This window comes from Paenibacillus sp. 102, from assembly GCF_039549175.1.
Taxonomy (GTDB): Bacteria; Bacillota; Bacilli; order Bacillales; family Bacillaceae_G; genus Bacillus_A.
This window is the reverse complement of record NZ_JBCGHT010000002.1, coordinates 99947-122347: the sequence shown is the minus strand read 5'-3', so window position 1 is coordinate 122347 and position 22401 is coordinate 99947. Positions and strand designations below refer to the sequence as shown.

At 34.8% G+C, this 22401-nt stretch carries 19 protein-coding genes; 16 read left to right on the top strand and 3 right to left on the bottom strand.

Annotated features, from left to right (window positions below):
* Nucleotides 1-87: 87 nt before the first annotated feature.
* Nucleotides 88-1755, top strand: a complete 1668-nt coding sequence (gene kdpA / locus AAIE21_RS06440; protein ID WP_343266004.1) for a potassium-transporting ATPase subunit KdpA — start codon at nt 88-90, stop codon at nt 1753-1755.
* A 75-nt stretch (nt 1756-1830) separates the two neighbouring features.
* On the opposite strand, the gene AAIE21_RS06435 is transcribed toward kdpA, so the two are convergent.
* Nucleotides 1831-2376: a helix-turn-helix domain-containing protein gene (locus AAIE21_RS06435; protein WP_343266003.1), complete on the bottom strand. Its 546-nt coding sequence runs from the start codon at nt 2374-2376 to the stop codon at nt 1831-1833.
* 151 nt (nt 2377-2527) lie between these two features.
* On the opposite strand from AAIE21_RS06435, the gene AAIE21_RS06430 reads away from it, so the two are divergent.
* From AAIE21_RS06430 to AAIE21_RS06395, 8 genes are all read left to right on the top strand, one after another.
* The gene (locus AAIE21_RS06430; protein WP_343266002.1) at nt 2528-3886 is read left to right on the top strand and encodes a D-serine ammonia-lyase; all 1359 of its coding nucleotides are present in this window, start codon (nt 2528-2530) and stop codon (nt 3884-3886) included.
* Nucleotides 3887-4136: 250 nt separating this feature from the next.
* Nucleotides 4137-5384 (top strand): DUF445 domain-containing protein, encoded by a 1248-nt coding sequence (locus AAIE21_RS06425; RefSeq protein WP_343266001.1) that lies wholly within the window; start codon nt 4137-4139, stop codon nt 5382-5384.
* 194 nt (nt 5385-5578) lie between these two features.
* Complete coding sequence (locus AAIE21_RS06420; protein WP_343266000.1) at nt 5579-6217, top strand: response regulator; 639 nt, start codon at nt 5579-5581, stop codon at nt 6215-6217.
* A gap of 4 nt (nt 6218-6221) precedes the next feature.
* Entirely contained in the window at nt 6222-7325 is a 1104-nt protein-coding gene (locus tag AAIE21_RS06415) for a sensor histidine kinase (protein ID WP_343265999.1), read from the top strand.
* 133 nt (nt 7326-7458) lie between these two features.
* Complete coding sequence (locus tag AAIE21_RS06410) at nt 7459-8397, top strand: ABC transporter ATP-binding protein (protein ID WP_343265998.1); 939 nt, start codon at nt 7459-7461, stop codon at nt 8395-8397.
* Nucleotides 8398-8433: 36 nt separating this feature from the next.
* A complete protein-coding gene (locus tag AAIE21_RS06405) occupies nt 8434-9543 on the top strand; it encodes an ABC transporter permease (RefSeq protein WP_343265997.1) in 1110 nt (369 codons plus the stop codon).
* Between the two features lies 1 nt (nt 9544).
* A complete protein-coding gene (locus tag AAIE21_RS06400) occupies nt 9545-10690 on the top strand; it encodes an ABC transporter permease (protein WP_343265996.1) in 1146 nt (381 codons plus the stop codon).
* Between the two features lie 112 nt (nt 10691-10802).
* Nucleotides 10803-12014: a phospholipase D-like domain-containing protein gene (locus AAIE21_RS06395; RefSeq protein ID WP_343265995.1), complete on the top strand. Its 1212-nt coding sequence runs from the start codon at nt 10803-10805 to the stop codon at nt 12012-12014.
* A gap of 155 nt (nt 12015-12169) precedes the next feature.
* Here AAIE21_RS06395 and AAIE21_RS06390 read toward each other — a convergent pair whose 3' ends face one another.
* On the bottom strand, nt 12170-12592 hold the full coding sequence (locus AAIE21_RS06390) for a GNAT family N-acetyltransferase (RefSeq protein WP_343265994.1): 423 nt from the start codon (nt 12590-12592) through the stop codon (nt 12170-12172).
* A 293-nt stretch (nt 12593-12885) separates the two neighbouring features.
* Here AAIE21_RS06390 and AAIE21_RS06385 point away from each other — a divergent pair, with 293 nt between their 5' ends.
* Nucleotides 12886-13554 (top strand): nucleoside/nucleotide kinase family protein, encoded by a 669-nt coding sequence (locus AAIE21_RS06385; RefSeq protein ID WP_343265993.1) that lies wholly within the window; start codon nt 12886-12888, stop codon nt 13552-13554.
* Nucleotides 13555-13779: 225 nt separating this feature from the next.
* Here the strand turns inward: AAIE21_RS06385 and pyrH are convergent, their stop codons facing one another.
* Nucleotides 13780-14523, bottom strand: coding sequence for a UMP kinase (gene pyrH, locus AAIE21_RS06380; protein WP_343265992.1), 744 nt, complete (start codon nt 14521-14523; stop codon nt 13780-13782).
* A 516-nt stretch (nt 14524-15039) separates the two neighbouring features.
* On the opposite strand from pyrH, the gene AAIE21_RS06375 reads away from it, so the two are divergent.
* From AAIE21_RS06375 to AAIE21_RS06350, 6 genes are all read left to right on the top strand, one after another.
* The gene (locus AAIE21_RS06375; RefSeq protein ID WP_343265991.1) at nt 15040-16311 is read left to right on the top strand and encodes a cation:dicarboxylate symporter family transporter; all 1272 of its coding nucleotides are present in this window, start codon (nt 15040-15042) and stop codon (nt 16309-16311) included.
* Nucleotides 16312-16334: 23 nt separating this feature from the next.
* Complete coding sequence (aspA, locus tag AAIE21_RS06370; RefSeq protein WP_343265990.1) at nt 16335-17774, top strand: aspartate ammonia-lyase; 1440 nt, start codon at nt 16335-16337, stop codon at nt 17772-17774.
* 52 nt (nt 17775-17826) lie between these two features.
* Nucleotides 17827-19560, top strand: a complete 1734-nt coding sequence (malS, locus tag AAIE21_RS06365; protein WP_343266466.1) for an oxaloacetate-decarboxylating malate dehydrogenase — start codon at nt 17827-17829, stop codon at nt 19558-19560.
* Between the two features lie 82 nt (nt 19561-19642).
* A complete protein-coding gene (locus tag AAIE21_RS06360; RefSeq protein WP_343265989.1) occupies nt 19643-20944 on the top strand; it encodes an ATP-binding protein in 1302 nt (433 codons plus the stop codon).
* A 4-nt stretch (nt 20945-20948) separates the two neighbouring features.
* Nucleotides 20949-21881, top strand: a complete 933-nt coding sequence (locus AAIE21_RS06355) for a response regulator (RefSeq protein ID WP_343265988.1) — start codon at nt 20949-20951, stop codon at nt 21879-21881.
* Nucleotides 21882-22016: 135 nt separating this feature from the next.
* Nucleotides 22017-22352, top strand: coding sequence for a LysE family transporter (locus AAIE21_RS06350; protein ID WP_343265987.1), 336 nt, complete (start codon nt 22017-22019; stop codon nt 22350-22352).
* Nucleotides 22353-22401: the final 49 nt, after the last annotated feature.

Below are 22401 nucleotides of genomic sequence, written 5' to 3'. Positions count from 1 at the left end.
TGCAACCTGGTGTTTTCTTTTTATTCTCTTTATGGTAAAATATGTAATTTATTTTCAGGTGTAATGAGAACAGAAAGGGGAAAGAGGATGAACTGGCTTACAAGTCTAATTACAATTGGCTTATTCGTAATTGTTGCAAAACCAATGGGAGATTATATATACAATGCTTTTCAACGTAATAGTTCATTTCAAAAAGTATTTGGCTCACTGGAAAAAACCTTATTTAAAGTCGCCGGTATTAAAGGACATAATCAAAGTTGGAAACAATATATATTTTGTTTAATTGGTACAAATTTTTTCTTTATCTTAGTTGTATATTCGATATTTCGATTACAGGGAATTCTTCCGTTAAATCCTGATCATTTTTTAGGATTAGAACCAACATTAGCATTTCATACAGCAATTACATTTATGACAAATGCAAATTTACAACACTATGGCGGAGAAAGTAGTTTATCCTATTTTTCTCAAATGGTGGGTGTAACATTTATGATGTTTGCAGCACCTGCAACTTCAATGGCGATTGGTATCACGTTTATTCGTGTGCTAGCGAGTAAAAGAATAGGAAACTTCTTTGTTGATTTTGTACAATCTATTACAAGAATACTATTGCCGATTTCATTTGTGGCATCGTTGATATTCGTATTATTAGGAACACCACAAACGTTTGATTCAACAGTCATTGTGAAAACGTTAGAAGATGGAATCCAAGCAATTCCTCGTGGCCCGGTAGCGTCTTTACTTTCTATTAAAGAACTTGGTGACAATGGTGGAGGTTTTTTTGGAACAGTTTCTGCGCACCCTTTTGAAAATCCTAATATGATTAGTAACGTGATGCAGATGATGTTACAGATGTTAATTCCGATGGCCTTTCCATTTGTATACGGAAGAATGGTTGGTAATCGGAAGCAAGGTAGAATGTTTTTTGTATCCATGTTAATTCTGTTTATTATTGGATTTTGTACGCTCGCTATATCTGAATTGAAGGGGAATCCTTTGTTAAATCAATTAGGAATAGAAAGTTCCCAGGGAAATATGGAAGGGAAAGAAACGCGTCTGGGCGTTATATCTTCTGCTTTATATGCAACTGTTACAAGTGCCTCTGGAACAGGTGGTGTAAATACAACGCATGATACATTAACACCAATTGGTGGGATGGTCCCACTTGTAAACATGCTTTTAGGTACTGTATTTGGAGGGATTGGACTTGGGTTTATACATGTCGTCATGTATGCGATGATTACCGTATTTGTAGCTGGACTAATGGTGGGACGTACACCGGAATTTCTTAATAAAAAATTAGAGGGAAAAGAAATGAAGTTAATAGCGATTACAATTGTGTCTCAGCCATTACTTATTCTTGGAGCGGCAGCAATTGCATTTTCTACGAATCTAGGAACAGATGCAATTTCTAATCCAGGTTTTCATGGCTTAACACAAGTAATTTATGAATACACGTCGTCTGCTGTCAACAATGGTTCTGGCTTTGAAGGATTAAGGGATAATACACCATTTTGGAATATTTCAACGGGGATTGTTATGTATATTGGTAGATATTTAGGTTTAATTACAATGCTTGCTGTTGCAGTTAGACTCAAAAGGAAAAAGGTTGTACCTGAGACTATAGGGACCTTCCAAACAGATAATCGTTTATTTGGAGGGATTTTACTAGGTACTATATTTATAGTCGGTGCACTAACATTTTCGCCAGTGCTCGTGCTTGGGCCAATCGCCGAATTTCTGACCATATCATAACCATGTTGCTTCAAAAAGAAGGGCAATACATATTATTTATGTATTGCCTTTTTACTGTGTTTTTAGCTGAATGTATTAGAAGATAGGCGGGGTAACTGAAAATAGGACAACTGCATTTTGATTAAAATTATTTATCCACTTATGTTTTAAATACGCTGGTATTTTTACACTATCACCAGTTTCTAATATATACTCTTCTTCATCTAAATACACCGTAATTTTCCCTTCTAAAACAAATGCTAATTCTTCTCCTTTATGCTCTAGAAGATTTTCTGAGGAAGAAGTGTTCGGAGGTACAGTCATAATTGTTGTTGCTAAATTCCCTGTAAAATCTGGTGATAACAATTCATAGGATAAATTATCAATAATCATTTTTTTTCGTTTACTGGACCGCACGATTAAATCATCTGTATTTGTTTCTTCTAGTAAAAAACTAAATGTTGGAACATCAAGAGCTTTAGCTAATACTTTCAATGTTTGGATGGAAGGGTTAGCGGAGCCACGTTCAATTTGACTTAGCATAGACGGCGTAATTTCAGCCATATTTGCTAGTTCTTTACTACTTAACCCCTTAGCTTTTCTTTGTTTTTCGATCTTTTTACCGATATCTATATTTTCCATGGTTTTCTTCTCCTTAAAATTAATTTAATTATATTTAAATAAATTAAATTAAAATTAACATAAAGTTGGTTTTGTGTTAAACTGTATTAAAATTAATTTAATTATAATTTATTATATAGCTGGCTACAAGGGCATGAGGAGGATGAGATAAATGAAGGGGATAGAGGAGAAAAACATAGAGGCATGGAAAGAACAATATCCATTATTAAATAATCTTATTTCAATGGAAGAAGTGTTTTGGGTGAATCCAAACATTGAAAAATTTCAAATTGCGATAGAAGATTCACCCCTTACTCAAGAAGATGTAAAAGATGCGGAGGAAAGATTGAAGCGCTTCGCACCGTATATTGCGAAAGTTTTTCCAGAAACGGGAGGGGCGAACGGTATAATAGAATCACCTTTAGTGAGAATACCGACTATGAAACGTTCTTTAGAGCGAAATTACGAGCAACCTATAGGCAAATTATTGCTAAAGTGTGATAGCCATCTTCCTATATCAGGATCTATTAAAGCGAGAGGGGGAATTTATGAAATTCTGAAACATGCAGAAGAATTAGCTTTTCAGCACGGAATGTTAACGAAGCAAGATGATTATTCCATTTTAGATAGTGATAGATTCCGAGACTTTTTCTCAGAGTATTCCATTGCGGTAGGATCGACGGGTAATTTAGGGCTTAGTATAGGCATCATGAGTGCGAAGTTAGGCTTTAATGTGACTGTTCATATGTCAGCCGATGCAAAAAAGTGGAAAAAAGATTTGTTAAGAAGTAAAAATGTAACAGTGATTGAATATGAAGCGGATTATAGTAAAGCGGTAGAAGAAGGGCGACTACAAGCAAATGCAGACCCTAGTTGCTATTTTGTTGATGATGAAAACTCCCATGATTTGTTTTTAGGATACGCGGTAGCGGCATCTCGTTTGCAAAAACAGTTAGAAGAGTTAGAGATAACAGTAAATGATGAACATCCTTTATTTGTTTACCTTCCTTGCGGAGTAGGTGGTGGACCTGGAGGAGTAGCATTTGGCTTAAAGTTATTGTATAAAGACAATGTCCATTGCTTCTTTGCAGAGCCTACTCATTCACCATGTATGTTACTCGGTTTAATGACTGGACTTCATGATAAAGTTGCAGTTCAAGATATTGGTGTTGATAATGTAACAGATGCGGATGGTCTTGCAGTAGGAAGACCGTCTGGATTTGTCGGTAAAACGATGGAACCGTTTCTAAGTGGGAATTACACAGTTAGCGATGAAGAGTTATATAAGTTGTTAAAAGAGCTTGCTGATACAGAAAAGATTTACTTAGAACCTTCGGCGCTAGCAGGTATGATAGGTCCAATGAAATTATGTAAAGAGGGCAAAGAGTATTTGCAAAAGCATAATTTAACGGAAAAAATGAGTAAGGGTACACATATTGTTTGGGGGACTGGTGGAAGCATGGTTCCTGAAGAAGTGATGATGCAATATTATCAAAAGGGTTTGAATTTAGCATTAGAGGAACGAAAGTAAAAAAAGATGAGGCTTGGATGGCCTCATCTTTTTTTATTTAAATAAGATTACCTCTAAGATTGGATGGAAATCAGTTCCATTTACTGTATATCTAATTAGTCATTCTAATAAATGCTAAAATTCTTTGTTATTTTTAAAGCGGTTCATTATAGTATAGGTATAAGCTTTTATAAAATATAAAGGATTACTAATATGAATTGAGGACAATGAAGAAGCTTCATTTTACATAATAAGAGGATGTGTGTATACAATGTCATTACAATCAAAATATTTAGCAGGTATTTCACTTGGAGTGATGGGAGTTGGTTTTGCTGCAACAATCCCGTTTCAAGGAACAGTAGCAGGAGAGATTATACAAGGTGGATTTGAAGCGGGATTAGTAGGTGGACTGGCTGACTGGTTTGCTGTTACAGCGCTATTTCGTCATCCGATGGGTATTCCAATTCCGCATACAGCGCTGCTTCCTAAAAATCGGAAACGGGTTACAAAGGGGCTCATTTCTACACTGGAAAATGAGTGGCTGACGAAGGAAAGCATAACAAGTAAAGTGAAAGAAATGCAGTTGGCGCAAATGGTGTTACAAATTGCTGAAAGAGAGATGCAATCGGATACTGTAAAAAAAGGGATTGTGACAATTGCTGAAAAAGCAATTCTTCGAATGGATACCGAAAAATTAGCTATTGTAATTGAAAAAGAATTAAAAACATATTTACATACGATTAATACAGGAAATATACTGCAAGTCCTTATTGATCAATTGGTTGTACAAGAATACGATGAAAAAACACTTGATTATATGTTAGTCAAAGCGAAAGAATGGACAGCCCAAGAGGAGGCTCGTTATCAGCTTGGAAGCTTAGGAATGAAAGCGATGGAAAATATAAAGGTAGATGGATTTTTGCAGTTTACTCTTAAATCGTTCATGAATATTGTGGATGAAGATAAAATCGGAGGGATTTTACAGAAATTTGTAATTAGTAACATAAGTAGTTTGCAGGATCCTGATAATAGTACAAGACAGCTTATATTAATGAAACTACGTCAAGAACTTATGAATGTTAAGGAAAATGAAGCAGTATTACAAGAATTAGAGAAGTGGAAAGAAAACTGGATTACAAATTGGGATGCTGCTGCGAAAATAAAAGAATTGTTAGGACAAGTACAAGAAAGAGCAGTCGCTTTTATTAAAAAAGAAGAATTTACAGATCAATATCTCCTTCCATTTTTAACGAAACAAATGAACAAAGTGAAAGAAGACCCGGTAACAGTTCAAAAAATGGAAGACTGGCTGCAAAAGCAAATTGTAACTCTTGTTGAAAACAATCATTCTAAGATTGGAAAGCTTGTACAAGAAAATCTTGATAAGTTAGATGATCAAACATTAATTGAAATGATTGAAAATAACGTTGGAAAAGATTTGCAGTGGATTCGAGTGAACGGTGCTGTTTGTGGATTTATGATTGGGTTGGTGTTAGAAGGATTGAAGGCGATTATATAGTTGTAGTACGGACAAAGAGGGCATTTTCAGTTTATCATGAAGGTGCTCTTCTTATTTTGTATAATTCTTTTTAAGTGGATAAATTTCATACTTATGTAATACAATTTCTAAGGAAGTTTAGAATGAAACAACTGAGAATTGTGAAATGAAAGGATGTGAATGTTAGTAGGGGGAAGGTCTCTCTATTAACAAACATGAAAATAAAAATATTAATAGCCGATGATAACTCGTTTATTAGAGAAGGCATGAAAATTATTTTAAGTACATATGAAGAATTTGTAGTAGTAGAAACAGTAAATGATGGACAAGACGCCTTGGAGTATTGTAAAAAACATGATGTGGATGTTGCACTTTTAGATGTTCGAATGCCGAATATGAATGGTGTGGAAGCAACGAAGCTTATTTGTGAAGAGACAAAAACAAAGCCGCTCATTTTAACAACATTTGATGATGATGAGTATATTTTAGAAGCAGTGAAGAATGGGGCGAAAGGTTATTTACTAAAAAATAACGATCCAGAGAGGATTCGTGATGCGATAAAAGGAGTATATAACGGACAGACTGTTATGCAAGATGTAGTACTTGATAAAATTAAGTCTAATTTGCTTGAAAGTAAAGAAGAGGAATCAAAAATAGATAAGACTCTTTTCACAGAAAGGGAACTTAGTATTATCGCTTTAATCGCAAAAGGTTTCTCTAATAAAGAAATTTCAAAGCAACTGTTCATATCGGAAGGAACAATTGCAAACTATATTACGTCTATTTTAGGAAAAACGGGTCTTGAGCACCGGACACAAATTGCGATTTACTATTTAACAGGGAAAGTAGACTGATTTTATGGAGTTTTGGTTAATTGTAAGTAAATTAATTGTCCTTTTATATATAGTGTTCAGTTATATTCACTCAAATGTTACGAACTTACCGTGGGTTATATTTACTTTGCTTTCGTATCTTTGTGTAAACGTGGCAATTTCTATTTTAAAAAAAGATGCTTATAAGAAAATATTAATCGGGATATCAATTGGCATTATAATTTTGTTTACATGGCAGATTCATCCGCTATTCATTTTGTTTTTACCTTTGAACTCATATGAAATCGTATCTTATTGCATAGAAAAGAAATGGCAAATCTATTTAATTATGATTCTCCCTATTGTTTTTGCTGATGAAAGTATTCGAATGACATATGGACTTATTGCTACATTTTGTTTTCTTATTTTAACGATAGCAGATATTTACATAACACGTTTATTAAAGTTTGAAATGCAAAATGATAAGATGCGAAAAGATATGCAACGGCTCACAAAAAGTTTGCATGAAAATAAAGAATACATAAGGCAATCAGAATACACATTTAAGTTAGAAGAGAGAAATCGATTATCGCAAGAAATTCATGATAAAATTGGTCACTCTATGACAGGCGCACTGATTCAAATGGAAGCAGCAAAGAGGTTAATGGAAATTGATAAAGTGAAAGCGGAGGAGTTATTACAAAATGCGATTCATATTTCAAAAGATGGGATTGAAAGTATTAGAATTACTTTAAAGAATATGAAACCACCAATTGAACAAGTTGGAATTCATCGTATGAAATTATTCATAGATGAATTTGCGAGCAAGCATGATGTAAAGATTCCTTTCGTATATAAAGGGAATTTAGATATGATTTCCCCGATTCAGTGGAAAATCATCGGTGAAAATGTTACAGAGGCGTTAACAAATGCGATGAAGTATGCAGATGCAACGGTCATTTCAATTGATTTGCATGTTCTTAATAAGGTCATTAAAGTGCAGGTGAAAGATAATGGGAAAGGGGCATCTCTTGTAAAAAAAGGGCTTGGTATTATTGGGATGGAAGAGAGAACAGCATCAATTAACGGGAAGATAATTGTAGATGGAACGGATGGTTTCTCGATAACGACGCTATTACCGATTTCCTAAATGAAGATTGTAATGAATGATCTCATATGAAAAAAGTGAATAATCTCATGTGAAAAGAATGAACTTCTGCACTGAGCAGGTTCATTCTTTTTGTTTATAATAACAGCAGAGAAACTGAAATAGGGGTGAAATGATGAATACATTGGAAATTAAAAATTTAACGAAAAAATTTGGGGACTTCATCGCAGTAGATAATATGTCCTTATCAATTAAAGAAGGAGAAATATTTGGATTCTTAGGATCGAATGGTGCTGGTAAGAGTACAACAATTAATATGATTGCTGGCTTGTTAAGAAGTAATGAAGGTGAAATTAGCATACTAGGAAAAAATATAAAGAAACATAATCGATTTGCGAAAATGAACATTGGCATTGTTCCACAAGATATAGCAATATACGAGGAGCTAACTGCCTATGAAAATGTGAAATTTTTTGCTGGATTGTACGGACTAAGAAGTGCTGAACTAAAAGCGAGAGTAGAGGAAGCACTTCAATTTGTAGGGCTTAGTGATAAACAGAAAAGTTATCCGAAAAACTTTTCTGGCGGGATGAAAAGAAGGCTGAATATCGCTTGTGCAATTGCGCATAGACCGAAGTTAATTATTATGGATGAGCCGACAGTTGGAATTGATCCGCAGTCAAGAAATTATATTCTTCAGTCTGTCCGAAAATTAAATGAAATGGGAAGTACGATTATTTATACGAGTCATTATATGGAAGAAGTAGAAGAAATTTGTACAAAAATTGCGATTGTAGATCACGGTAAAGTGATTGCAGAAGGCACGAAAGAACAATTAAAAGCGATTATTACCGATACGAAAGATATTTGGATTGAAGTGAAGTCGGTAGAAAATCTAGACGTAGAAAAATTAAAAGAGATAAATGGGGTGAAAGCTGTTCAAATTGAGGAGAACGTAATTAAAGTAAATTCTGATGCAGGATTGAACAATTTAAACAAAATTATAGGGCATTTTATTAATCATGACATTGAAATTCGCTCGTTAGAGGAGCAGGCGCCGAACTTAGAAACAGTATTCCTTACATTGACTGGAAGAAACTTACGAGATAAATAAAGTTGAATCAAGAAAAGAAAAAGGGAGGTTCATGAATTGAACATCTTCAATATTGCAATTATGCACATTAAAAGAGATTTCAGGGACGTAAGAACTTTAGTTTTTATGTTAGCATTTCCAATTGTGCTTATGCTTGTGTTAGGAACAGCGTTAAGTAATGCATTTAATAGCGATAGTCATTCTATTAAAGATATACAGGTGCTATACAAAGATGAAGCGAGTAGTACATTTTCTCAATCATTTGAAACGTTTACGAAAGAAGTAAGTAAATCGGGTATTCACTTTAAGAAAGCTTCCGAAGGTATAGATGGAAAAGAAGAAGTGAAGCAAAATAAATATGCTGCTTATGTGGAATTAAATAAAGATGGTGCAAAATTTTACGGAAGTGACAGAAGTAGTATCGAAGGAAGTATTGTTGAAGGAATGCTTACAACATTTGTTGATAAGTACAATGTCGCAGTTGAAGTTGCGAAAGTAGATCCTAGTAAGGTTAACGCAGTTATTTCAAACGGAAATCATAATGATTATATTAAAGAAACGTCTTTACAAGCTGCTAAAAAACCAGGTTCGATGGATTACTATGCAGTTGTAATGACAACGATGATTGCGCTGTATGCTGCAATGGGTGCGAGTTATTTAATAAGAGGGGAACGGTTACGTAAAACAGGAGATCGTCTAATTGCGGCACCTATAAGTAAAGCTGAAATTTTCATTGGAAAAATACTCGGCAGTCTTGTAGCGAATGCACTTTGTCTATTACTCGTTGTTTTATTTAGTAAATTTGTTTTTCAAGCAAATTGGGGCGACCATCTTGGAATCATATTTCTTATCTTATTAACAGAGGTTTTTCTAGCAATTAGCTTCGGTTTAGGGATCGGATATATTACAAAAACAGGGGAATCATCTAGAGCGATTATTATGGTTGTTGTACAATTAGCTTCTATTTTTGGCGGGGCATATTTTGTAGTTGAAGAAAATGTCGTTACGAATTTATCACCATTAACATGGGCGAATACAGCCATTATGAAAATTATTTATGCGAATGACATAGGAGCGGCATTACCGGTAATCTCTTTAAATCTTGGAATATCAGCACTTTTTTTATTACTTGCGATTATTGCATTACGTAGACGGGAGGGGCTATAGTATGAAAGATATTTTATGGCTCATACAAAAAACGTTATCTGTACTTTTGAAAAATAAAAAAGGGTTATTAATAATTATTAGCTTGCCGATAATAGGGACGCTTATCTCCTTTTCGATATATGGAAATGTAGGGCAAGGAACGTTAAATCTCGGGGTGATAAATAAAGAAAATCAGCCTATAGCAAATGATACGGTGAAATTTTTAGAAGGCTTAAATCATGTAAATATAAGTAAAATTAAGGAGTCTGAAGTGGAAGATAAACTCACTTCAAAAAAACTTGATGGTGTTATTACACTAGAGTCTGGTTTTTCGGAAAGTGTTCGAGAAGGAAAACCGAGTCACATTGAAATTTCATCAATTAAAGGCGATCAAGTAACAGGATTTATAAAATCATATTTATATAACTATATTGATAATGTAGCTGCGATTAGTAAAATGGCAGGGACGAATCAAAGTACATTTGATAATATGTATGCAGGCTATCAAAAAAGTTCATTTAAAGTAAAAGCAGAGACACTTGAAGATACTTCAAAAAATAAAGATATGACAAATCAAACTATGGGATTCCTTATAGTGTTTATGCTATTTTCAGCAGTTAACTTATCGGGATTTATTTTAAAAGAAAAAGAGAATAGAACGTATTTTAGATTATTATCAACACCGATTGATGGGAAAAAATTTATAGCATCTAATGTCGCGGTGAATATGATTATATTAACAGTGCAAATAGTCATTGCAGTATTATTTATGACAAGTGTCTTTCATATGAATATCAATATGCCATTTATCGTCATGGTTAGCGTATTAATGGTATTTGCTTTCATAGCAGTTGGTATGTCATTAGTCATTGTGTCTTTTGCGAAAAATTCAACTTCTGCAAATGCGATGCAAAATATAGTTATTGTACCAACATGTTTGCTCGCTGGATGCTATTTTCCATATGATATAATGCCGAAAACAGTACAAAAAATAGCAAATTTCCTTCCGCAACGCTGGTTATTAGACACGATAGCAAAACTACAGCAAGGTATTCCTTTTTCCGAGTTATATTTAAATCTTTTAATTTTATTCGCATTTGCGATTGCTTTCTTCTTAATTGCCATCTATAAGTTTGGCAGAAATAATGATGCGAGGAATTTTATTTAATAGAAAGAGGATGCGGTATAATGCCGCATCCTTTTTTTGAAATTGTTCATAAAATATAATCTCTATTGCAATACTATCCAAAGACAATTATTTTGTACGGAAGGAAAACAAAATGGTGAAAAAGATATTACGTATTATTTTTATTATCATGAGCATAGTAATTTTTCTCTTTATTTGGATGCATATTGATGTAACTATGGGGAGAAACATAGAGGCTAAGAAAAATCAACCGAGAGAGTATGCTCCTCATTATAGTGATTTTCAATTATATGTAGAGGGGAAACCTCTATATCGTCAATTATTTTCTGATATAAAAGAAGCAAAGCGTTCTATTTTTACTTATTTCTATATTATTTCGAATGATAAAAGTAGCCATACTTTCTTAAATTTGTTAAAAGAAAAAGCAGAAGAAGGGGTACAAGTATACTTATCGGTCGATTGGATCAATGATTTATCCTTCGAAAGAAAATATAAAAATGAATTGCAAGCAAGCGGTGTCCATTTTACATATAGCAGGAAACCAGAGTTCCCATTCTTTTTTTATTCGCTCCATCATCGCAATCATCGCCGTATTACAACGATAGATGGGAAAATAGGGTATAGTGGCGGATTTAATATAGGCAATGAATATTTAGGGAAGGACAAGCGCTTTGGATATTGGCGAGATTATCATGTGCGCTTGCAAGGAGAAGGAGTGAATGATTTAGAAGAACAGTTTGCGTTAGATTGGAAACGAGATACTTCAGAAGACATTACGAGAGCAGCTCGACCAAATGTCAAAGGAAAAACGCTACATACGATGTCTAGTTATAATGGACATAAAGTTGTTGCGAAGTATATGGAATTAATAAAACAAGCAAAGCATTCTATTGTGATTGCCACATCTTATTTTATACCGAGAGATAAAGAACTCATGAATGCTTTAATTCAGGCAAGAAAACGCGGTGTATCGGTAAAGGTACTTTGGTCTTACAAACCGGATATTCCACTTATAAAAGAAGCAGCGTATCCATATATCCGTCAGTCATTGCAGAATGGGATTGCTGTATATGGATATAAAAAAGGAATGTTTCATGGTAAATTAATGTTTATTGATAATGAAATGATAGTTATCGGAACAACAAATTTTACTTCGCGTGGTTTTCATATTAATGATGAAATGGATTTCTATATATATGGTGGTTCGATGATTCAACAAGTGAATCAAGCGTTAGAGCAGGATTTTCAAGATTCGAAAGAAATCACTTCATCCTTTTTTGATAAGTTATCATTTTTAGAGAAGTGTAAAGAAAAAATAGCAGGGCTGTTTAATTACTATTTATAATAAAAATGGATTGAGGATTAATGTAGGAAATCCCCATTGTTGGGAGGGGATTTCAAATAGTAAATGAAATAACGAAGGAATTAGCATTCAAAAACGCTCAGAGAATAAACTCAGAGCGTTTTATTTCTAATTCACATTCTTAAAAAATAAACCATCTATAAGTCTTTTTTTAAATAGTAATGCTTAAAGTCTCTGCCGACATTATCAAGGACACCAAATTCTTGATAACCGTGCTTTTTATAAAAATCTAATGCCTGAAAACTTAAAGTATCTACTTTTATGAAATCACAATTCTTTTCTAAAGCTATTTGTTCGATTTCTAATAAAAGTTTAGTTCCGTACCCTAGTTTACGTATGTCTTCATCAATTATAAAAGTATGGATCTCTAACCAATTCCAGCAAATTTCACCTAATATCCCTCCGCGAATCTTTCTGTTTTCATCTTTAAGAAATAAATGAATCTCTTGGTATCTACCTCTTAAATCTACTGGGAAATGCTTTAAATTATATTCGTAAAGCTGATTGTTAATGTGATTTTTATTAGTTCCACTTAATTCTTTCGTAATATGTAAGTTCATTCATTTCTTCCCCCTACAACTTTTCTAGAATAAATATCGCCATCATCTCGATATACTTATTCTAACATAAATGTCCTAATATTCTGTTTTTAAATATCGGAAATAACAACTGAAACTAGCCTTCGATCTAGGTATTCAAAATCTATTGTTGATGTGTTGAAAGGAATACTATTTGGAGTGTTATTTTAATTGTTCAAACCACATAACAATTAAAAAGCAAGAATAAACTCTATGAAATTTCACACTCTGAAACGTGTTTTTCCATTAAAATATCTTTTGAAGGAGGATTGACATTGAATCGTCAAATTGCTATTCGAGAGATTGTAGAACGCATACTCATGTTTAAACTAGACCATCCATTAAGAGTCGGTGTTAGCGGTATAACAGCATCTGGGAAAACAACATTTGCAAATGAGTTACAAAAAGAAATTCATTTACAAGGAAGAAAAATCGTTCGGACGAGTATAGATAATTTTCACAATCCAAGGACGATTAGATATTCACAAGGAAAAGAATCAGCTAAAGGATATTATGAAGATGCTCATGATTATAGATCATTTGCTGAGCGATTATTGATTCCGTTAGGACCTGATGGAGATATGCGATATATGATGAAATCACATGATCTAGAAACGGATATGTATATGAAAACAGACCCCATACTCGCTTCAAAAGATATGATATTTATAATAGATGGTACTTTTGTATTAAAAAAAGGACTTCAACATTTATTTGATTACAAGATATTTGTAGAAACAGATTTTGAAATTGCGAGAGAACGTGGTTCAAATCGAGAAGCGAAAGCCTTTGGGAACAAAGAGAAGGCAGAGGGAATGTTTTTACAAAGATACCATGCGGCTTGTCATATGTATCTGGAAGAGCATGCACCAAAGCAATGTGCAAATGTAGTTTTTATGAATAATGATATTGAATCTCCGAGGGTTGTATTTCAGAATGTGTGATTTTTGCTAATGTATTGGTAGCAGTTAGTATAAGAGTATTTCAGAATGTGTGATTTTTGCTAATGTATTGGTAGCAGTTAGTATAAGAGTATTTCATGAATTGTGGATAATAGGGGCGTTATTCTTTTACATGCCGTTACCATACTACTTTTTTAGAAAGTGTATAGGTGTGCTGAAATACCACACCTATAACACAGTATTGCATTCGAATAATTTTTGGGAAAATTACTTTTCTTCTACGAGTTCTGATAACTCATGATTAATTAGCGTGCCAATATGCTCACCTAAGCATATTTTCTTCATAACTCCTGGTTCATCGAAGTTAAAAACATGAGCTGGTAAATGATAGTCACGAGCAAGTAATAAGGCTGATTGGTCCATCACTTTGATGTTGTTTTGAACAACATCATTATAATTTAAATGACGATACATTTTTGCTGACTTATTTCGTTTTGGGTCACTTGTGAAAACGCCATCTACACCTTGTTTTGCGACTAAAATCGCATCGCTATTCATTTCAATTGCTCGCTGCACGCTTGGATAATCTGTTGTAACGAATGGTTGCCCATTCCCACCGCCAAAGATGACGATATATCCTTTTTCTAAATGGTGAACGGCTCGTAACCGAATATAGGGCTCTGCTACCGCTGTAAAAGTAATAGATGTCATAACGCGCACTTCTTTATCTGTCTTACTTGTGAGTACGCCTCGTAGCATTAAACTATTCATAATTGTACCTAATGTTCCTATATTGTCTGCTTCAACGCGATCAATCCCCCATTCCTCAGCTAAATTGCCTCTGAAAATGTTCCCCCCGCCAACGACAAGAGAAACTTCAATACCTAAATCTACAATTGATAAAATTTCAGTTGCGATATGTTCTAAACGTTTGGAACCAAAACTATTTCCATCTTGATCAGCGAGAGCACCGCCGCTGAGTTTAATTAAAACACGCTTGTATGGCTTCAATATCATCACTCCTTATTTATAAAGCAAAGTTTTTTAGTGGAGTCCGTAACCATTACTGAGAATTAGTCCTCATCATATTTGGTTCTTATAGGCAGTTTATTCCTAATCTAATTGTATTGCTCATGTAAAAAAATTCTGTATGTTAGTAGCGTATCAAGTTGCAATAAAAAAGGAGCAAAGGCACTCGCCTTTGCTCCTTTAAGAGAAAATGAAATAGAAAAGGAAGAGTTATAATGAAATCTTTCGTGTGGTTCTTCATAACATCCACTCCTTTTCATCTTATTTATGTTCAAATAAACTTACCTTTTAGATTATACAGAGAAATCAGATAATTTACCAATGTTATTTTTATTTTTTTATCGTCAATGGGTGTCAATGAATATTTAGAGAAAAAAATTCGAATCTTTTGTGACGAACCTGTAGGTTTTTGTATGATTTTGTAGGTTTGCCTATATCATGTGAGTAAGCTTTTATAAATATAAATTGAAAGCGTTCGCATGAAGGGGATGAAAATATATGAAAAAATTCGGATTGGCAACACAAATTTTTGTAGCGCTTGTTTTAGGGATTGTAGTAGGGGCAATCTTTTATGGTAATAAAGCAGCGATTTCTTATATCACACCAATTGGAGATATATTTATTCATTTAATTAAGATGATTGTGGTACCGATTGTTATTTCAGCATTGATTGTTGCGGTAGCTGGTGTAGGGGATATGAAAAAGCTTGGGAAGCTAGGCGGAAAAACAATTCTCTATTTTGAAATTATCACGACAATTGCAATTTTGATGGGATTAATCGCAGCGAACGTGTTCCAACCAGGAACAGGCATTGATATGAGTAACTTACAACAAAGTGACATTTCATCATACAAAGAAACAGCTGATGCAACAGAGAAAAAAGGCTTTGCAGAAACAATTGTTCATATTGTACCGACAAACGTATTTGAATCACTGACACAAGGTGATTTATTACCGATTATTTTCTTTTCGGTACTATTTGGTTTAGGAGTTGCAGCAATTGGTGAGAAAGGAAAGCCAGTTTTTAATTTCTTTGAAGGTGTACTCGAAGCGATGTTTTGGGTCACAAACCAAGTTATGAAATTTGCTCCGTTGGGCGTATTTGCACTGATCGCTGTCACGGTTGCAAAATTTGGTGTGGCAACACTACTTCCTTTAGGAAAATTAGTGCTAGCTGTGTATATAACTGTTATACTATTCGTTATTGTTGTATTAGGTATTAATGCAAGGATGGTAGGAGTAAACATCTTCACATTAATGAAAATTTTAAAGGAAGAGCTTATACTTTCATTCACGACAGCGAGTTCAGAAGCTGTTTTACCGAATATAATGAGAAAAATGGAAGAGTTCGGTTGTCCGAAGGCAGTTGCATCTTTCGTTATTCCAACGGGTTACACATTTAACTTAACCGGATCAGCTATTTATCAGGCGTTAGCAGCATTATTTGTCGCACAAATGTATGGTGTACACATGTCTTTAACGGAGCAAGTAACATTATTATTCGTTTTAATGTTAACGTCAAAAGGTATGGCAGGGGTTCCTGGTGCTTCATTTGTTGTTGTACTTGCGACATTAGGTTCAATGGGATTGCCTTTAGAAGGTATAGCGTTAATTGCTGGTATTGACCGCATTTTAGATATGATTCGCTCATCTGTCAATGTATTAGGGAACGCATTAGCAGCCATTGTTATGTCGAAGTGGGAAGGCGAATTTGATCATGAGAAAGCGAAGCAATATGTGGAAACAGTCAAACAAACAGAAGCAGCATAAGAAATAGATAAGGAGTGGTAATGGTGGCAACATTAACTGAAACTATAAAAAATGTACGAATTGAAAAAGATTTTTTAGGTGAAAAAGAAGTGCCAATGCATGCTTATTACGGAGTGCAAACAATGCGTGCTGTAGAGAACTTTCCAATTACAGGGTATAAGATCCATGAAGGATTAATTAAAGCTTTGGCAATTGTAAAAAAAGCAGCGGCACTTGCGAACACTGATGTAGGTAGATTGGAATTGAAAAAAGGCGGTGCGATTGCAGAAGCAGCGCAAGAAATTCTTGATGGGAAATGGCATGATCATTTTATCGTTGATCCGATTCAGGGCGGAGCAGGGACTTCTATGAATATGAATACAAATGAAGTCATTGCCAACCGTGCTCTTGAATTATTAGGGATGGAAAAGGGAGACTATCATTATATTAGTCCAAATAGCCACGTGAATATGGCACAATCAACAAACGATGCATTCCCAACAGCCATTCACATTGCTACGTTAAATGCGTTAGAAGTATTATTACAAACGATGGGCTATATGCACGATGTATTTGAATTAAAAGCAGATCAATTTGACCATGTGATTAAAATGGGACGTACACATTTACAAGACGCTGTGCCAATTCGTCTTGGACAAGAATTTAAAGCGTACGCTCGTGTCCTTGAACGTGATATGAAACGAATTCAGCAATCTCGTCAACATTTATATGAAGTGAACATGGGGGCGACAGCGGTTGGTACAGGACTAAATGCTGATCCAGAGTATATTGAAGCTGTAGTGAAACATTTAGCTTCTATTAGTGAGCTACCTCTTGTTGGAGCGGAAGACTTAGTGGATGCAACGCAAAATACAGATGCATATACGGAAGTATCAGCAGCGCTGAAAGTATGTATGATGAATATGTCTAAAATTGCAAATGATCTTCGCTTAATGGCATCTGGTCCACGTGTTGGATTAGCGGAAATTATGCTTCCAGCACGTCAACCTGGTTCATCTATTATGCCTGGGAAAGTAAACCCTGTTATGCCAGAAGTGATTAACCAAATTGCGTTCCAAGTAATCGGGAATGATCATACGATTTGTCTTGCTTCAGAAGCTGGTCAATTAGAACTAAACGTTATGGAGCCGGTACTTGTTTTCAACTTACTTCAATCGATTAGCATTATGAATAACGGTTTCCGTGCCTTTACAGATAATTGTTTAAAAGGAATTGAAGCGAATGAAGGACACTTGAAAGAATACGTTGAGAAAAGTGTAGGGATTATTACGGCTGTTAACCCACATATTGGGTATGAAGCAGCGGCTCGCGTTGCGAAAGAAGCGATTGCAACTGGACAGTCTGTCAGAGACCTTTGTGTGAAAAATGGTGTATTATCACAAGAAGAATTAGACTTAATTTTAGATCCATATGAAATGACACATCCGGGGATTGCAGGAGCAACTCTTCTAAAGAAAAATTAAAAGAAGAGGGGACATTCCCCTCTTTTTTGTTTACAATATAGAAATGGCATATATTAATAAAGGTAGGGATGGTATGAGTAAATTTACAGTTTCCTCTGATGGGACATTAGAAACAACATTAAGAGGAGTAGAAGTATTAGCAACACCGCTTTTAAATAAAGGTGTCGCTTTCACGAAAGAAGAAAGAGAAGAATTAGGATTAACAGGGTTATTACCGCCTGCGGTATTAACATTAGATGAGCAAGCACGCCGCGCATATGAACAATTTAGTTCACAGCCAGATGACTTATTAAAGAATGTATACTTAACAGCACTCCATGATCGAAATGAAGTATTATTTTATCGTCTACTGACAGATCATTTGCGAGAAATGCTTCCAATTGTATATACGCCAACTGTTGGTGTTGCGATTCAAAGATATAGTCATGAGTATCGTAAACCGCGTGGAATTTATTTATCCATTAATGATCCTTCTGGTATTGAGGAAGCATTTTCTAATATTGGTGCAACAGCTGAAAATATCGACTTAGTCGTTGTAACAGATGGTGAAGGGATATTGGGGATTGGTGACTGGGGCGTTGGTGGTATTAATATCGCTATCGGAAAGCTAGCTGTTTATACGGCGGCGATTGGAATCGATCCTAGTCGTGTATTACCTGTTATTTTAGATGTAGGAACAAATCGAGAGGATCTACTAAATAATCCGTTTTATATCGGGAACCGTCATCCACGTATAACAGGTGAGGCTTACGATGCATTTATCGATACCTTTGTAAAAGCTGTAAGTAACAAGTTTCCAAAAGCGTTACTACATTGGGAAGACTTTAGTTCACGTAATGCACGCAAAATTTTAGATAAATATCGTGATCATATATGTACATTTAACGATGATATTCAAGGAACAGGTGCTGTTTCACTAGCCGCTGTATTATCAGCAGTGAAAGCTTCTAGTGTTCCTTTATGTGAACATCGCGTTGTGGTATTTGGCTCTGGTACAGCTGGAATTGGAATTGCAGATCAAGTGCGAGATGCGATGGTTCGTACAGGTTTATCAGAGAAAGAAGCAAACGAGCGTTTTTGGTGTATTGACCGCAATGGTTTACTTACAGACAACATGAAAGAACTTCTTGATTTCCAAGTCCCATACGTCCGTAAGGAATCTGAAGTGAATGAATGGAAACAAGGTGGTATGATTGGACTTGCAGAAGTTGTGAAACATGTAAGGCCAACTATTTTAATTGGTACATCAACAGTAGCTGGTGCTTTTACAGAGGAAATTGTAAAGGAAATGGCTTCTCATGTAGAAAGACCAATTATTTTACCAATGTCTAATCCAACACCGCTTGCAGAAGCAAAACCAGTAGATTTAATCCATTGGACAGAAGGACGAGCACTAGTGGCAACAGGAAGCCCGTTTGAACCAGTTACATATAATGGTGTAACGTATGTAATCGGACAATCAAATAATGCGCTTATTTTCCCAGGTCTTGGTCTTGGAACAATTGTTGTTCGTGCGAGTGTAATGACAGATGGTATGTTTGCAGCAGCGGCAGAAGCGGTAGCAAGCATGGTAGATACAAGTCAGCCAGGAGCACCTATTCTTCCAGAAGTAGAAGAACTGCGTAACATCTCAGAAATAGTAGCAATTGAAGTAGCAAAAGCAGCAGTTATTGAAGGTGTTGCTCGAGAGGAACTCAGTGATAACGATATCAGAAAAGCTGTGAAAGAAGCAATATGGCAGCCTGTATATCGACAAGTAAAAGCAGCTAAACAGGTAACACTATAGAAATAAAGCCCGTTTATATGATAAGCGGGCTTTCCTTGTTCAATTTTTGAAAAATATATTTCATAAATAGGAAGTGGCATCTTTGAATTGGAATCAATTGTGGAAGAAAGATATGTCCCTTTTAATCATTTTAGTATTAATTGTTCCAATAGCTGGAGAGCTGAATTTTCATCCGTTTAATGATACATTTCGTGTGAGTTTTGGAACACCAATTTTTTTCTTTTTGTTATTATTTTTAAGGGAAATACCAGGTGCTGTAGCAGGTTTACTCGTTGGGTTATCCGTCGCCATATTTCGCATTAGCCTTGATTGGATGTTGCAAGGAACCTTTGGTTTTGCAGAGTCTTTTTATTTGCGTTATCCAGTCTTCTTTTATTATTTTATTTATGGAAGTCTGTTTTCGTTATGTAGAGTAAATAGATTTCACCAAAAACCGTTTATCATAGGATGTTTTGGTATTTCAATTGAAATTATATCAAGTATGGCAGAACTTGCTTTTAATCACTTTTTGATACTTGGTACAATGATCACGGTTTCAGAAGTAAATAAACTGATTATTATCGCTGTTTTTCGAAGTTTCTTTGCCCTTGGATTCTTAAATATGATGAGTTTATACGAAACAAAATTAAAAGAAGCACAAGTCCGGAAAGAAAATGAAAAAATGCTGATGCATCTTTCGAATTTGTATGTGGAATCGGTTCATTTAAAAAAGACACTTCAAAATGCAGAATTAATTACACAAGAAGCATATCAATTATATCGGAATTTACAAGCTACTAATGATGCAAGTAGCATAGAAATACATAGTAAAAAAGTACTGAAAATTGCTGGAGAAGTACACGAAATCAAAAAAGATAATCAAAGGATTTTTGCAGGATTATCAAAACTTCTATTAGATAAAAATCTTTCTGAATACATAGAAGGTCATGAGTTGGCGGAAATGATTGTCAGGATAAATGAGAAGTATGCTCAGCTACTAGGGAAAGAGATATTATTTTCTAAAAACATAGAAGGTGAGCACAATGAGTATCATGTGTACACTATATTGTCGATCTTAAATAACTTAGTGGCAAATGCTGTAGAGGCAATAGATGGTGTTGGTGCAATTATAATAAATGCTCATAAACAAGAAGAAAATGTAATATTTGAAGTAATAGATAATGGTCCTGGTATTGCACAAAAATATAAAGAGTTAGTATTTAAGCCGGGATTTACTTCAAAGTATGATCAAACAGGGACACCATCAACAGGAATAGGTCTGTCCTACATAAAAGAGATGGTTACAGAACTAGGAGGAGAAGTGAACCTTCAGGACGGAGAAAATGAAAGAGGATGTAAGTTTGTCGTGCGTTTACCTGTGTCTAGTTTAACCAGGGAAGGGTGATGGGATGTTTTATTACATCGTAGATGATGACGAAGTATTCCGCTCTATGCTATCTCAAATTATTGAAGATGAGGATCTTGGAGAAGTAGTAGGAGAAGCGGAAGATGGTGCTTTTGTTGAAGCAGATCAGTTGAATTTTAAAAAGGTAGACATTTTATTTATTGATTTATTAATGCCAATTCGGGATGGAATTGAAACAGTACGTCATATTCTACCGGCGTTTACAGGAAAAGTGATTATGATTTCTCAAGTTGAGTCGAAACAATTAATTGGAGAAGCTTATTCTTTTGGTGTTGAATATTATATTACAAAACCATTGAATAAAATTGAGGTCGTATCTGTTGTACGAAAAGTGATGGAACGCATTCGGTTAGAACGATCGATACAAGATATTCAAAAATCATTGAATAACGTATTTCAATGGGAACAACCACAAGTTCGAAATGAAGCAGTGCAAGAAGAGAAAAAAATAGCGGATTCAGGTCGTTATTTATTATCGGAGCTCGGAATCGCTGGAGAGAATGGAAGTAAAGATTTACTTAGTATGCTCGAATATTTATTTGGCCAAGAGAAAGAAAAAACGTTTGAATACGGATTTCCGGTTTTGAAAGATATTTTCCACCATATCACAGTCAAGAAATTAGGAGAAAGTGCGTCGGAAGTAGAAATTGATAAAGAAAGAAAAGCGTCGGAACAAAGGGTGCGCCGAGCGATTTATCAGTCATTAAATCATTTAGCTTCCCTTGGACTAACAGACTTTTCGAACCCTAAATTTGAAAGTTACGCTCCGAAATTTTTTGATTTTACCATTGTTCGTAAGCGTATGACAGAAATGACGAAGGAAGAGCTAGCAACTCCTGGACATACGAGAATTAATACGAAGAAGTTTATTCAAGTGTTGTATTTTGAGGCCAAGCGGTTAATGGAGATAGAATAAAAAAGAGGATGCTTCAAAATGAGCATCCTCTTTTCGTTAGTAAAATTCTGAATTTTCTTTGTTTTGCGATGATAAAAGGGTACAATTAAATATAAATTTGTTTTGGAGTACATATATAAGGATGTGAAATGAAAAATGATAAGCACTATTTTTAGTTACTTGTTGCTTGGAATTTCTCTATCAGCACCTGTCGGACCAATCAATGTTGCTCAAATTAATAAAGGAATAAAAAATGGTTTTTTAAGTGCGATTAGTACAGTAGGTAAAGAGCAAGCGCTATTGTACAGCATTATAATATTTGTTGGGATTATGATTTGGGATTTGTTTATGGCGACTTCCATTCATTTTGGAAGAAAGTTTGTAAATAACCGTATGATGAAATGGATTGTTATTTTTGCGGGAATTGTTTTAGTTGGATTTGGGATGTATTTTGGATATGAAGCAATTAAAGGAATTGGGGATCTCATATAAGAGAGGGTTGCGTTGTGAGGTTGTATTAAATTTATAAATCACTTGATAA